Genomic DNA, 12,084 nt, shown 5'->3' with positions numbered 1-12,084 from the left:
CATGGCGAACATCTGGCTGCCGCCCGTCGAGTACGTAGCGACCCTGCCGCGAGCGACGGCGTACGCCTGCCTGTACTTCACCGACACGGGCGGCCGCCCGTTCCAGCTCCGCGCCACCTACCGCACCGAGCTGTGGCAGTGGCCCGGCGGGAACATGGACCCGGGGGAGACCCCCTGGGAGACGGCCGTGCGCGAGTGCCACGAGGAGACCGGATTCGTCTTCACCGGGGAGCCGCGTCTCCTCGGCACCCATTTCATGACCGACCGGGGCGAGGAGTGGCCGGCCAACCACATCGGTTTCATCTTCGACGGCGGCGAGCTGACGGACGAGCAGATCGCCGCCGTCGTCCTGGACCCCGACGAGCACAGCGAGTACAGCGTGCGCAGCCTCGACGAGTGGGAGCGCGAGATGAAGCCGGGCGAGTTCACCCGCCTCGCCGAGATCGACCGGGCCCGCAGGACCGGATCGACCGTGTACGTGGAGACCGGCGCCGCCGCGGACCGCGCCGAGGACTGAACAGGGGGTGGGGCCGTCCGCCGGACGGCCCCACCCGCGCCCGCCTGTCCGTCGTGACCTCAGGCCCGGCAGCCGACCGGGTGCGCGATGTCGACCACGAGGCGCTCCGGGGAGTGCAGCGTGAAGGTCTTGAAGGCCGGCTTGGTGTCGAAGGCGGCCCCGATCGTGACCACACCCTCGAAGTCGCCGGTGAGGGCGAGCCCCTTGAGCGCGGGCAGGTAGATCTTCAGCAGCCGGGGCCACTGGTAGACGTTCCTTCCGTTGTCGTCGTGGGCGGCGGCGGGGGAGAGAGTGATCTGCAGGAAGTACTTCCCCGCGAGGGGGACCTGCTGCCCCGAGCCGTCGTAGTGCAGTGCGCTCGCCTGCCGGACGGTGACCGGGGGCACGGCACCCCGTAGGTCGATGACGATCCGGTCGAAGCCCGCGTGTCCGCCCCAACGGGCGTTGACGACCTGGGCCGTGGCCGGTGCCGTCGAGGTGCGGGGCGGGGAGTCGGAAGCGCCTGCCGGGATCGTGGCGCCGATCCCGGCGGTCAGAAGGATCCCTGCGGCGACGGCCGCGAGAGTGTGACGGTGATGCATGACGTCCCCCAATTTCTCCAGCTCCGGGGACAGTGGTGTCACTGGGAAAGACATCCACCTCAACCGTACGGTTCCACCCGTTATGAGGTAAAAGTGCGTTATGTGCTGGAGTGCGACGGCCGACCTCTGGGCGGGCCTCGGGATCGGCGCCGTCGGCCTGGCCTCGATCGCCTCCGTACGCCGTGCCGGGGACCTCCCCCTCGCCGCCCTGCCCCTCCTCCTCGGCGCCCACCAGGTCGTGGAGGCCGCCGTCTGGCGCTCCGGCGGGGGAGCGGGTCCCGCCACCCTCGCCTGGGCCGTGATCGCCCTGCCCCTCCTGGCCGTCTGGGTCCCGGCCGGCGTCCTGGCCGCGGCACGCCCGGCCGACCGGCGCCTGCTCGTGCCGCTCGCGGCGGGCCTCGCGACCGCCACGGTCCTCGCGTACCGCCTCGCGACCCGCCCGGTCACGGCCGAGATCCGCGGACACACCCTCGGCTACGTCGTCGACCTGCCGTACGCGGCCCCGCTCCTCGTCGGCTACCTCCTGGCCACGGTCGGCGCGCTGCTCCTCGCCCGCGACCGGATCCTGCGCCTGCTCGGGCTCCTCACCGGCGCCGGGGCGGTCGTCTGCGCGCTGCTGTGGCGCACGGAGTTCGTCTCCACGTGGTGCGCCCTCGCCGCCGTCGTGTCACTGGTGCTCCTGGCCTGGATCCGAAGTCGGGCGTAACCCCTCGGCGCCTCAGCAGTTGACCAGGGCATGAAGAAGCGCAGCATGCTCGCCATCGCCTCCCTCGCCGCAGGCGTCGTCACCGCCCTCATCACCCCGCCGCCGCAGGCCAGCGCCGCGGAGAACCCCCTCGGCGGCGCCACCGGCCTCCTCCAGGAGGACCAGAGCGTCGACGCCGTCACCGGGGCCGTCGAGGCCGTCCAGGACGCCGGGGGCGGCCTCCAGGCGCCGAAGGCCGGCGGACTGCTCTGACTCCTCGCCCGGACCGCGGCGGCCGGTGCCCCGCGCCCCCACGGGCGGCGCGGGGCACCGGCGCGCCGTGACACGGGAGGGGGTAGCCCGTGCGCGCGGCGTGCGCGAGTAATGACAGGATGTCCCCATGAGCGAAAACGTTTACTTCGACATCACCATCAACGACGAGGCCGCCGGCCGCATCGTCTTCCAGCTCTTCGACGACGTCGTCCCGAAGACCGCGCAGAACTTCCGCGAGCTCTGCACCGGCGAGCACGGCTTCGGCTACGCCGGCTCCCCGTTCCACCGCGTCATCCCGCAGTTCATGCTCCAGGGTGGCGACTTCACCCGCGGCAACGGCACCGGCGGCAAGAGCATCTACGGCGAGAAGTTCGCCGACGAGAACTTCAAGCTGAAGCACGACCGCCCGTTCCTGCTCTCGATGGCCAACGCCGGCCCGAACAGCAACGGCTCGCAGTTCTTCATCACCACGGTCGTCACCGACTGGCTCGACGGCAAGCACGTCGTCTTCGGCGAGGTCGTCGAGGGCCAGGACCTGGTCAAGAAGATCGAGGGCCTCGGCTCCCGCTCCGGCGCCACCAGCGCCACCATCAAGGTCGCCGAGTCCGGCATCGTCAAGGCCTGAACAGGCGCTTGACCAGAGGCCGGATCAGCAGCACTGGGATCAGCAGCACTGATCGGTAGCCTCCGCGGAGCATGAGCCGAGGGCCCGAGGCCCTCGCTCGCCCCGCACGGCGGGGCAGGGGAGCACCGTCCACAGGACGCGGCTCCCCGCCCCGGCCGACGCGGCACACGCCCGGTGACGTTTCGCCTCACGCGAAAGCGAACGCGTTCCGTTCGGCCCACGCCGAGAACGGGCGCGGCGCACGGCCAAGGACCCGTTCCACGTCCGGGCTCACCCGCTGTTCCTCCGCGCTGGGTTCGCCCATCACCGACAGCATGCCGTCGACGGCGTCCTCCGGCAGGAAGCGCACCAGATGCGACCGCGCCTCGGCCGCGCTCTGTGCCACGAACTCCACCGGCTCGCCGACAGCCTCGGCGAGGGCCTGCACCTGCTCGCGCGGCGACACCCCGGCCGGACCCGTCAGGACGTACGTACGTCCCGCGTGCGCCGGATCGCGCAGTGCGGACGCGGCGACCTCCGCGATGTCCGCGGGATCCACCACCGGCAGCGCCACCTCCCCGAACGGCGACGCGACCGTCCGTGCGGTGCGCACCTGCTCGGCCCACAGGTACGCGTTGGAGGCGAAGCCGCCGGGCCGCAGCACCGTCCACTCCAGGCCCGACTCCCGCACCGCCGTCTCGAAGGCGCGGAGGAAGTCGTGCGACACGGAATCGCTCCGCGTCCCCACCAGTTGGGAGGACTGGAGCACGATCCGTCGCACCCCGCCGGCCACCGCCGCCGCCACGATCTCGCGTGGCCGCAGGGTGTCCCCGAGGCCCGCGACGAGCAGGTAGACGGCCTCGGCGCCCTCGAGCAAGTCCTTCAAGCCGTCCACATCGGCCAGGTCGCCCTGACGGTGGACCACACCGGCGGGCAGCCCGTCGGCAGGGCGACGGCTCACCGCCGTGACCTCCTCACCGGCCGCGGCCAGTGCCTCCACCAGCGGTCGTCCGACGTTTCCGGTCGCTCCGGTCACCACGATCACAGCAGTTCCCCTTCCCAGGGTCCGCGGCGGTGCGCTGGCGCCCCGCCGTCTTCGTGACCTCATCCTGGAAGGGAAACTGGCCATCTTCTGGCCAGTTTCGCGAGCGGAATCCCGAACGGATTCCCAAGCGGTTTCGCGAACGGTGTCCGGAGAGACCGATCGGCCTGGTCAGCCCCCCTCGCCGAAGCGGCGCTCGAACCGCGCGATCCGGCCCTCGGAGTCCACGGTCCGCGCCGTTCCCGTGAAGAAGGGGTGGCTCTCGGAGGAGATCTCCACGTCGATCACCGGGTACGTGTTGCCGTCGTCCCACTCGATGGTCCGCTCGCTGGTCGCGGTGGACCGGGTCAGAAAGGCGTACCCGGCCGACCGGTCCCGGAAGACCACGGGTCCGTACTCGGGCTGCTTGTCCTGCTGCACGTGTCCTCCTCGGGCTCCCGCCCTGACTCGTCCGCCCCGATGGGGGCGTCTCGGCTCGTCCGGCCTGATCCGGCACGGCACGGCACCCCCAGCCTCGCCGGGCCCGTGGCGGCCGACCAGCGCCACGGGCCCGACCGGGTGACGGACGGTCCCGTCGGGGAGGTGCCGGGCTCAGCGGGGCTCGGGCCAGCGGGCCGCGAGCAGCAGCGCGATGTCGTCCGGCCTGGCCGTGGCCTGCCGGGCCTCCCGGATCAGCCGGTCCGCCGCCTCAGGGAGGGCCATCGAACCCGTCGAGGCGAGCGCCCGGCGCAGGCGCTCGATCCCTTCGTCGATGTCCGTGCCGGGCCGCTCGACCAGCCCGTCCGTGAACAGCGCGAGGACGTCTCCGGGCGCGAGCCGCAACCGCGTCACGGGATACGAGGCACGGTCGTCGACCCCCAGCACGACCCCGCCCGCCAGCTCCACCAGCCGCGTCGTCCCGCCCGGACTCAGCAGCAGCGGCTGCGGATGCCCGGCCCGTACCGCCCGCGCCTCTCCCGTCCCCGGGTCGAGCAGCACATAGCAGCAGCTCGCGAACTGACCGGGATCCAGGTCGATGAGGAGCCGGTTGGTGCCCCGCATCACGTCCTGTGGCCGATGGCCGCCCAGCGCGAACGCCCGTACCGCGCTGCGCAGCTGCCCCATCGTGGCCGCGGCAGCCACCCCGTGGCCCTGGACGTCGCCGATCACGAGCGCCAGCCGGTCGTGCCCCGTCTCGATCACGTCGTACCAGTCGCCGCCCACGTCCATGCCCTCGGTGCCTGGCAGATAGCGGCCGACCGTCTCCACCCCGGCCCGTACCGGCAGCCGGTGCGGCAGCAGCGCGTCCTGGAGCCCCCGCGCGACCGCCGACTCCGTGTCGTACCGCTGCGCCCGGGACAGCGCCTGCGCGATCAGGCCCGCGAGGGCGGTGAGCACGGTCCGCTCCTCCGCGCTGAACGTGCGCGGCCGGTCGAAGCCGAGAATGCAGGAACCCACCGGCCGTCCCGAGGCGATCAGCGGCAGGAAGGCCCGAGCCCCCGTATGGGTGTCGAGCGGGAGCTCCGGGTACGCCAGCCTCAGCTGGTCCATCGACTCGAAGAAGAGCGGCCGGCCCGTCGTCAGCGTCTCCACCCCCGGCATCCGGGAGTCCAGCGTGACCCCGTCGAAGGGTTCGAGGAAGCCCGGCGGGAAGCCCGTCTCCCAGGCGAGGTAGAGGCGCCGGTCGCTCAGCAGGTAGATCGCCAGCTGCCGTCCGCCGAAGGCCGGCAGCAGCTCCTCCGTCACCACGGCCGACACCTGGCGGGCCGTCACGGCCTCCGAGAGGGCGATCGCCAGCGCCACCGGCCGGTACAGGGCCGCCGCCCGGTCGCCGCGGCCCTCGACGTCGTCGTCCGTCGCCGGCTGCGGACGGTTCGGACCGCGCGCCCCGTCTGCGCTGCCCGGAGCCGCGTCGGGACCGGTGAGGTCCTCCTCCGGAACGAGGACCATGGTCACGCCGTCCCGTCCCGGATGCAGGGAGACCGTGAGCCACCGGCCCCGCTCCGGACGGGCCAGGAAGCGCACCGGTTCGTCGGACAGCATCGCGGCCCGGAGCTGCTCCTCGTGGAAGGGGAGGCCGAACCACGGCAGCGCCTCCCAGAGGGGCCGCCCGGCGAGCGCTCCGCGCGGCCGGCCGAGCAGCCGCTCCGTGCGTTCGTTGAGGTACGTGATCCGGCCCAGCCGGTCGATCGCCAGGATCGCCCGCGGCAGCCGGTCCGTGGCGTCCGAACCGACCAGACCCGTCCCCAGGTCGACGAGCGTGCCCGAAAGCCGGCCGCCGGTCCGCGGCGGACCTCCGGCCCGCTCCGCCGGCTCCTGCCGGGCAGTGGCCGACACCTCCAGGAGGTGCAGCCCGCCGTCCGGGCCCTTCAGCCGGATCCGGCGCACGGTAGGCCGTCCGTCCTCGCCCGTGGCCTGCAGCGCCGCCGCCCAGAGCGCGTACGCGTCCTCCGCGTCCAGCCGGGACGTGAGCACCTCGATGGAGCAGGGCGAGGTCACCCCGGCCCCGAGGATCTCCCGCAGCCCGCCGTCCATGGTGACCGTGCCCGTGTCCAGGTCCCAGTCGAAGGAACCGAAGCGCACGGGCGGCGCGGAAGCGGAGGACAGCTGCACGCACACGGGGTCGCCGGTCCACTCGGCCACGGTCCCGTGAGTCGTGAGGGAGGTCAGCGACTCGCCGAGCCGGAGGGCGTCGCTGGTCATGCGGGCGCGGTCGCGCGCGCTCACGCCCTCGCCCGGTCTCGGCGCCCGCAGCACCACGAGCACCCCGAACCGCTCGCGGCCCGCGACGACGGGGGCGTACAGCGAGGCGAAGGGGAACGGCAGGCTCGCGACCAGTTGGGGGAACCGCCGCATCGCGTCGTCGACGTCGGCGAGATGGACGGCCTGCCCCGAGCGGTGGACCTCCGCCACCGGGAACGGCCGGTTCGTATGCATCCGCCACCACGGGCGGAACAGCGGCCCCGGCAGCCCCACGAGGACCGCGAGCCGGAGCAGACCCGGCGTCTCCGACCGCAGGTACACGCCGCCCGCGTACCCGCCGACCGCCTCGACGGTCCGCAGCGCGGCCTCCGCGAGCACCCGCGTCAGCGCACCCGAAGCGGGCCCGTCGGCAGCCCCGGTCCCGGACGGGCGCCCGGTACCGCCCGCCGGGCCGGGGCCGGACGTGCCGTGCGAGGTCACACAGCCAGGATGCCCCTGTCATGAAAGCCCCCGCATCCCGGGCACGGCCCGAGACGCCGCCCGAGCGACCGGAACATGGTCCGTGCCCGCCCCGCCTTGTTGACCACACGCGCTCGCACCGTCACACTCGGTCGTCGACCACCACCGGCGCCGCCGTCGACGCGCGGCGCCGCCACCTCGCTGCCAGGGGGCACGATGACGGGCCGGGTTCTTCCGTACGACGTTCAAGGCGAAGGCCCGGGCCGGGCCCTCGTCCTCCACAACTGGTTCGGCGACCGCACCAGTTTCGCCCCGCTGCGCGACCATCTCGACGACGCCGCCGGCACGTACGCCTTCGTCGACTGTCGGGGCTACGGCGAGGCCCGGGACATCGACGGCGACTTCACGATGGAGGAGACCGCCGCCGACGCCCTCGCCGTCGCCGACGACCTCGGCTGGGACTCGTTCTCCGTCATCGGGCACTCGATGGGCGGCAAGGCGGCGCAGCTGATGCTCCTCGACGCGCCCGACCGGGTCCGCTCCCTCATCGGCATCTCACCCGTCTCCGCCGCGGGGTTCCCGCTCGACGGGGAGACCTGGGACTTGTTCGCCGGCGCCGCCGACGCCCCGGCGAACCGGCGCGCGATCATCGACAACACCACGGGCGGCCGGTACGACGACGCCTGGCTGAGCGCCCTCGTCGAGCGCTCCGTCAGCCGCTCCTCGGCGACGGCCTTCCGGGCCTATCTGGACTCCTGGTCCGGCCCCGACTTCCACGAGCGCGTCCGCGACAACCCCACCCCCGTCCTCCTCGTCGTCGGCGCCCACGATCCCGCGCTCGGTACGGAGGCGATGGAGGCCACCTGGCTGCGCTGGTACCCGAACGCGCGCCTCCACGTGCTCAAGGACGCCGGCCATTACGCCCCCGAGGAGACACCGCAGGCCCTCGCCGAGGCCATCGAGGCGTTTCTCGCCGCCTGACGGGACCTTCCGCCATCCGAAGGTCGTCGGCACCGACGACTTTCGAGGACAGCGGCGGGCCCGCGCCGCGTCGGATCATCGTGCTCACACCCCCACGGGACGGTCACCGACGGACCGTCCAGGACCGGCAGGAGCACAACCGATGGGCCTCGCACAATCGCAGCACCGCTTCCTGGTGCGGCAGAAGGTCACCCTGATGGCCAACCGCTATCTGGTGCACACCATGGGCCCGGACGGCGAGGAGGCCGAACTGGTCGCCTTCGCCCACCAGAAGCGGATGGCCCTCAAGGAGCACGTCACCTTCTACACCGACGAGTCCCGGCGCCAGGTCCTCTTCACCTTCCGGGCCCGACAGGTCATCGACCTCGGCGCGACGTACGACGTCCACGGCGCCTCCGGCACGCGGCTGGGCGGCTTCCGCAAGGACTTCGGCGCGTCCCTGCTGCGCAGCACCTGGCACCTGAACCGGGAAGGGGAGGCCCAGGAGACCACCGGACAGGAGCGGAACCGGACCGTGGGGATCCTGCGGCGCGGCTGGGAGTTCCTCCCCTTCACGGAGCTGCTCCCCTTCGTCGTGCCGTACCACTTCGACTTCGCCGAGGCCGGACGGCACGTCATGTCCGTCGAGAAGCGCTTCGGAGTACGCGACCGGTACGTCGTGGACATAGCCGACCCGGAGTTCGACCGGCGGCTCGCGATAGCCCAGGCCGTCGCCCTGGACGCCCTGCAGTCCCGCTGACCTGTCCCGCCGGGGCGATCCGTCTACCCTGGAGAGACGGGCAGGGGACGGGACACACCGTTCCTCCTGGCGCCCGGGCCGCGTGCGGAAGGGCGGCGGACCATGGACTTCAGCGATCGCACCGACGCGGGCCGGCAGCTGGCCGCCCGTCTCGACCACCTCACGGGCCAGGACGTCGTGGTCCTGGGCCTCCCGCGCGGCGGCGTCCCGGTGGCCGCGCAGGTCGCCGACGCGCTCGACGCGCCCCTCGACATCTGTCTCGTGCGCAAACTGGGGGTGCCGTACCAGCCGGAGCTCGCGATGGGCGCACTGGGGGAAGGCGGCGTACGCGTCCTCAACGAACAGGTGCTGCGCGAGACCGGCGTGGGCGAGCGGGACCTCGCGGCCGTGGAGGAGCGCGAGCACGTCGAGCTCGAAGAGCGCACGCACCGTTACCGGGGCAGCCGCCCGCCCGTGCCGCTCGACGGCAGGACGGTCGTCATCGTCGACGACGGGCTCGCCACGGGCGCGACGGCGCTGGCCGCGTGCCGGGTCGTACGGGCCAAGGGCGCCGCGCGGATCGTCCTCGCGGTCCCGGTCGCACCGCCCGGCTGGACCGCCCGCCTCGGGGGCGAGGCCGACGAGACCGTCAGCGTCCGTGAGCCCGACTTCTTCTACGCGATCGGCCAGTTCTACCGCGACTTCTCGCAGACGTCCGACGCGGAGGTGCTCGACTGCCTCGCCCGCAGCCGGGCCGCGCGCGACCCCATCGTCCGGGACACGGACGTCCGGATCCCGGCGACCGGCGCCACCCTCGCCGGACGGCTCGCCGTCCCCGACGGCGCGACCGGCATCGTCCTCTTCGCCCACGGAAGCGGCAGCAGCCGGCACAGCCCGCGGAACCGCGCGGTCGCGACGGCCCTGAACCGGGCCGGTCTCGGGACGCTGCTGTTCGACCTGCTGACCGAGGCCGAGGCGACCGACCGGGCCCACGTCTTCGACACCCCGCTGCTCGCGGGACGGCTGGCGAGCGCCACGGACTGGCTGGCCGGGCACCCCGAGGGCGGCGGACTGCCGCTGGGCTACTTCGGGGCGAGTACCGGCGCGGCCGCCGCGCTGTGGGCGGCGGCCGATCCCGGTTCCGGCGTCGCCGCCGTCGTCTCACGCGGTGGCCGGCCCGACCTGGCGGGCGATCACCTGGCCCGGGTGCGCGCCCCGACCCTCCTGGTGGTGGGTGGCCGGGACGCGCTCGTGCTGGACCTCAACCGCCGCGCTCAGGCCCTGCTGCGCTGCGAGAACCGGCTGACCGTCGTCCCCGGGGCCACCCACCTCTTCGAGGAGCCGGGCGCCCTGGAGGAGGTGGCGGAGCTCGCCACGGACTGGTTCGCCGAGTGGTTCCGGGGTCAGTAGGCCCCGTTGACGTTGTCGATGGAGCCGTAACGGTCCGCCGCGTAGTTGCAGGCGGCCGTGATGTTGGCGACCGGGTCGAACAGGTCCGTGGACGTGCCCGGCACGTGGTAGGCGTCGAAGGTCGGCTGGATGACCTGGAGCAGGCCCTTCGAGGGGGTGCCGGCCACGGCGTTCGAGTCCCAGAGGTTGATGGCCCGGGGGTTGCCGGAGGACTCGCGCATCACGTTGCGGTGGATTCCGTCGTACGAGCCGGGGATGCCGCGCTGGGCCATGATGTCCAGCGACTGCCGGATCCAGCCGTCGAGGTTGTCGGCGTACTGGGTGGCGGCGACCGGGGCGGCCTTGACGGCGGGCGCGGCGGCGGGCGCCGCCTGCGCGGCGGAGGCACCCGATGCGGCGGCCGGGGCCGCGGCACGGCGCTCGGAGCGGCTCGCCCGCTCCGTGGTCGCGGAGCTCTTCTTCTGCGTGGTCGCGGACGCCGGAGCGGCCTTCGCGGGCTTCGGGGCGGGCTTCGCGGAATCCCGACGAATCGTCAGTTCGAGACCGGGGTGAATGAGTGACGGATTGTCACCCACCACGGACTTGTTGGCCCGGTAAATCGACTTCCAGCCGCCCTGAATTCCCTTCTTCTGGGCGATCAGGGAAAGCGAGTCGCCACTCACGACGGTGTACGTGCGAGCGGCGGCGGGGGCCGAGGGAGCGGCAGCCGGAGCGGCGGCGGGGTGCGCCGCGAAGGAGTGCCCGGCGAAGGGCTGCGCGGCGATCTTCGGTGCGGCCGAAACGGTCTCGGCGCCGGCCGTGGCGGGAACGACCAGCGGCAGGGCCAGGGCGGCCCCGCCCGTGCCGGCGAGTGCGAGACCGCGGGAGACGGTGCGGCGACGGGGGCGGCGGTGCTTACCGTGTGCAGGCATGACGGATGTCCTCTCCGGCGCCTGCGGGGTGAGCTGTCGGGTTCGGACGGGAGATGTCCGGCCGCGCACACGCGGCTGCACCCCGAGCCGTTCCGGATTCCGGACCGGCGAATTCGTGGGTCCCCCGCTCCTGCCGTCGGGTGAAAGGGAGGTGTTTTCGGGCGGCGGCAGGATTAGGCGTTCCGCTCGAATGGGGGTGACCGTAGGCCAGCATTGCGGCGGATAACAAGAGGATCTGATCGTCCGCGCCCGGAATTGGATCTCCGAATTCAGGGAATTCAAGATCGATCGGGCTCGGGATGCGGTGAACTTCCGTGTGCGGTACGGCCTGCGGGTGTACGGGTGTCTGGCGGGGGCGAGAGGAAGTGAAGCGCGTCACCAGGTGAGTAATGTCCGAATATGCGATGTAATTCCGTTGGTGAGTAAATGGGCGGAAATTATCCGTGCTGGGCTGTTCGTCCGCGCCGGGCGTGGGCAGGGCGCGCCTGGTGCGGGTAAAAGTCGCAAACCGGACATTCTTCTTGAAAGATGGAGTCACCCGACTCAGGAGCCACCCGGATGCCGACCACCTCCACCACCCCGCTCAGCCCGGACACCCTCGACCGCGAGGCGGCCGTTCTCTTCGAGAGCGCCACCTGGCAGCGGATCGTCACCGACTGGACCGCCCCCACTCGACCGGGCTCCGCTGGACGGGCGCCCACTCGACCGGCCATCGCGCCGGAGCGGACGCCCGAGCCCGCCGACTGGCGGGCCCTCCTCACCGTGTCCGTGGACCGGCTCGTGGCCGACGCGCTCGACGCGCTCCCGCCGCCGGCCGCCGCCGAGCGCACGCTCCCCGGTCGTATCGGAGCCGTCCTCCCGGACCGACTGCACGCCTGGCGCCGGATCGGCCGCCCCGAGCTGCGCCCCTCGGTCCACCTCGGCTACGCGCGGCTGGTGCTCACGGAGTGGGGCTGGCAGAACGCCCCGTACAAGCTGCGCGACGCGCGGGGAGCGCGCTGTGTCTGCGGCGCGCTCCTCGCCGCCCACCGCCTCGGCTACGGCAGCGCGGACACCATGAACGAGGCGGCCGCCTGGATCATGACCGAGCTCCGGTCGCAGGGATGGGGCGAGCTGATCGGTCCGTGGAACCGGGCCCCCGGCCGTACGGCCGCCGAGGCGGTGGGCCTCCTCGACGCGACGATCCGCCGCGCCGCGCACGCCGGCCGCTGACGCCTGCCG

At 72.9% G+C, this 12,084-nt stretch carries 13 protein-coding genes and 1 riboswitch; of the genes, 8 read left to right on the top strand and 5 right to left on the bottom strand.

Annotated features, from left to right (window positions below; translation table 11 throughout):
- Nucleotide 1 precedes the first annotated feature (1 nt).
- On the top strand, nt 2-517 hold the full coding sequence (locus ACIBG6_RS06455) for an NUDIX domain-containing protein (RefSeq protein WP_399221417.1): 516 nt from the start codon (nt 2-4) through the stop codon (nt 515-517).
- A 59-nt stretch (nt 518-576) separates the two neighbouring features.
- Here the strand turns inward: ACIBG6_RS06455 and ACIBG6_RS06450 are convergent, their stop codons facing one another.
- Nucleotides 577-1,098 (bottom strand): hypothetical protein, encoded by a 522-nt coding sequence (locus ACIBG6_RS06450; RefSeq protein ID WP_399221948.1) that lies wholly within the window; start codon nt 1,096-1,098, stop codon nt 577-579.
- A gap of 100 nt (nt 1,099-1,198) precedes the next feature.
- On the opposite strand from ACIBG6_RS06450, the gene ACIBG6_RS06445 reads away from it, so the two are divergent.
- The 3 genes from ACIBG6_RS06445 (at nt 1,199) to ACIBG6_RS06435 (ending at nt 2,681) form a co-directional block, all read left to right on the top strand.
- Nucleotides 1,199-1,804 (top strand): DUF6629 family protein, encoded by a 606-nt coding sequence (locus tag ACIBG6_RS06445; RefSeq protein WP_399221416.1) that lies wholly within the window; start codon nt 1,199-1,201, stop codon nt 1,802-1,804.
- Between the two features lie 30 nt (nt 1,805-1,834).
- A complete protein-coding gene (locus ACIBG6_RS06440) occupies nt 1,835-2,056 on the top strand; it encodes a hypothetical protein (protein WP_399221415.1) in 222 nt (73 codons plus the stop codon).
- 127 nt (nt 2,057-2,183) lie between these two features.
- Entirely contained in the window at nt 2,184-2,681 is a 498-nt protein-coding gene (locus ACIBG6_RS06435) for a peptidylprolyl isomerase (RefSeq protein WP_399221414.1), read from the top strand.
- Between the two features lie 187 nt (nt 2,682-2,868).
- Here the strand turns inward: ACIBG6_RS06435 and ACIBG6_RS06430 are convergent, their stop codons facing one another.
- The 3 genes from ACIBG6_RS06430 to ACIBG6_RS06420 all read right to left on the bottom strand — a co-directional run bounded on the left by ACIBG6_RS06430 (nt 2,869) and on the right by ACIBG6_RS06420 (nt 6,864).
- On the bottom strand, nt 2,869-3,705 hold the full coding sequence (locus ACIBG6_RS06430; protein WP_399221413.1) for an NAD(P)H-binding protein: 837 nt from the start codon (nt 3,703-3,705) through the stop codon (nt 2,869-2,871).
- A gap of 168 nt (nt 3,706-3,873) precedes the next feature.
- On the bottom strand, nt 3,874-4,122 hold the full coding sequence (locus ACIBG6_RS06425) for a type B 50S ribosomal protein L31 (RefSeq protein WP_317592418.1): 249 nt from the start codon (nt 4,120-4,122) through the stop codon (nt 3,874-3,876).
- A 171-nt stretch (nt 4,123-4,293) separates the two neighbouring features.
- Nucleotides 4,294-6,864 (bottom strand): SpoIIE family protein phosphatase, encoded by a 2,571-nt coding sequence (locus ACIBG6_RS06420; protein ID WP_399221412.1) that lies wholly within the window; start codon nt 6,862-6,864, stop codon nt 4,294-4,296.
- Between the two features lie 195 nt (nt 6,865-7,059).
- Between ACIBG6_RS06420 and ACIBG6_RS06415 the strand changes: the two genes are divergently transcribed.
- The 3 genes from ACIBG6_RS06415 (at nt 7,060) to ACIBG6_RS06405 (ending at nt 9,952) form a co-directional block, all read left to right on the top strand.
- Nucleotides 7,060-7,824 (top strand): alpha/beta fold hydrolase, encoded by a 765-nt coding sequence (locus tag ACIBG6_RS06415; protein ID WP_399221411.1) that lies wholly within the window; start codon nt 7,060-7,062, stop codon nt 7,822-7,824.
- Between the two features lie 142 nt (nt 7,825-7,966).
- Nucleotides 7,967-8,563 carry a hypothetical protein gene (locus tag ACIBG6_RS06410; RefSeq protein WP_399221409.1) on the top strand — a complete coding sequence of 199 codons (597 nt, stop codon included), beginning with the start codon at nt 7,967-7,969 and terminating at the stop codon, nt 8,561-8,563.
- A 102-nt stretch (nt 8,564-8,665) separates the two neighbouring features.
- The gene (locus ACIBG6_RS06405; protein WP_399221408.1) at nt 8,666-9,952 is read left to right on the top strand and encodes a phosphoribosyltransferase family protein; all 1,287 of its coding nucleotides are present in this window, start codon (nt 8,666-8,668) and stop codon (nt 9,950-9,952) included.
- Here the strand turns inward: ACIBG6_RS06405 and ACIBG6_RS06400 are convergent.
- Nucleotides 9,946-10,863 (bottom strand): transglycosylase SLT domain-containing protein, encoded by a 918-nt coding sequence (locus ACIBG6_RS06400; RefSeq protein WP_399221407.1) that lies wholly within the window; start codon nt 10,861-10,863, stop codon nt 9,946-9,948. The two genes, ACIBG6_RS06405 and ACIBG6_RS06400, sit on opposite strands and share 7 nt — an antisense overlap.
- 5 nt (nt 10,864-10,868) lie before the next feature.
- Nucleotides 10,869-11,053: riboswitch (cyclic di-AMP (ydaO/yuaA leader) on the bottom strand.
- A gap of 368 nt (nt 11,054-11,421) precedes the next feature.
- Between ACIBG6_RS06400 and ACIBG6_RS06395 the strand changes: the two genes are divergently transcribed.
- The gene (locus ACIBG6_RS06395) at nt 11,422-12,075 is read left to right on the top strand and encodes a hypothetical protein (RefSeq protein WP_399221406.1); all 654 of its coding nucleotides are present in this window, start codon (nt 11,422-11,424) and stop codon (nt 12,073-12,075) included.
- Nucleotides 12,076-12,084 lie beyond the last annotated feature (9 nt).

Source organism: Streptomyces sp. NPDC050842 (assembly GCF_044456565.1).
Taxonomy (GTDB): Bacteria; Actinomycetota; Actinomycetes; order Streptomycetales; family Streptomycetaceae; genus Streptomyces.
Note: the sequence above shows the minus strand (reverse complement) of the source record. Positions and strands in the feature narration are given on the sequence as shown.

What these genes read in the sequence shown, in the direction of transcription:
- ACIBG6_RS06455 (WP_399221417.1), top strand. Translation starts at nt 2, where the DNA reads ATGGCGAACATCTGGCTGCCGCCCGTCGAGTACGTAGCGACCCTGCCG.
- ACIBG6_RS06450 (WP_399221948.1), bottom strand. Translation starts at nt 1,098, where the DNA reads ATGCATCACCGTCACACTCTCGCGGCCGTCGCCGCAGGGATCCTTCTG.
- ACIBG6_RS06445 (WP_399221416.1), top strand. Translation starts at nt 1,199, where the DNA reads ATGTGCTGGAGTGCGACGGCCGACCTCTGGGCGGGCCTCGGGATCGGC.
- ACIBG6_RS06440 (WP_399221415.1), top strand. Translation starts at nt 1,835, where the DNA reads ATGAAGAAGCGCAGCATGCTCGCCATCGCCTCCCTCGCCGCAGGCGTC.
- ACIBG6_RS06435 (WP_399221414.1), top strand. Translation starts at nt 2,184, where the DNA reads ATGAGCGAAAACGTTTACTTCGACATCACCATCAACGACGAGGCCGCC.
- ACIBG6_RS06415 (WP_399221411.1), top strand. Translation starts at nt 7,060, where the DNA reads ATGACGGGCCGGGTTCTTCCGTACGACGTTCAAGGCGAAGGCCCGGGC.
- ACIBG6_RS06410 (WP_399221409.1), top strand. Translation starts at nt 7,967, where the DNA reads ATGGGCCTCGCACAATCGCAGCACCGCTTCCTGGTGCGGCAGAAGGTC.
- ACIBG6_RS06405 (WP_399221408.1), top strand. Translation starts at nt 8,666, where the DNA reads ATGGACTTCAGCGATCGCACCGACGCGGGCCGGCAGCTGGCCGCCCGT.
- ACIBG6_RS06400 (WP_399221407.1), bottom strand. Translation starts at nt 10,863, where the DNA reads ATGCCTGCACACGGTAAGCACCGCCGCCCCCGTCGCCGCACCGTCTCC.
- ACIBG6_RS06395 (WP_399221406.1), top strand. Translation starts at nt 11,422, where the DNA reads ATGCCGACCACCTCCACCACCCCGCTCAGCCCGGACACCCTCGACCGC.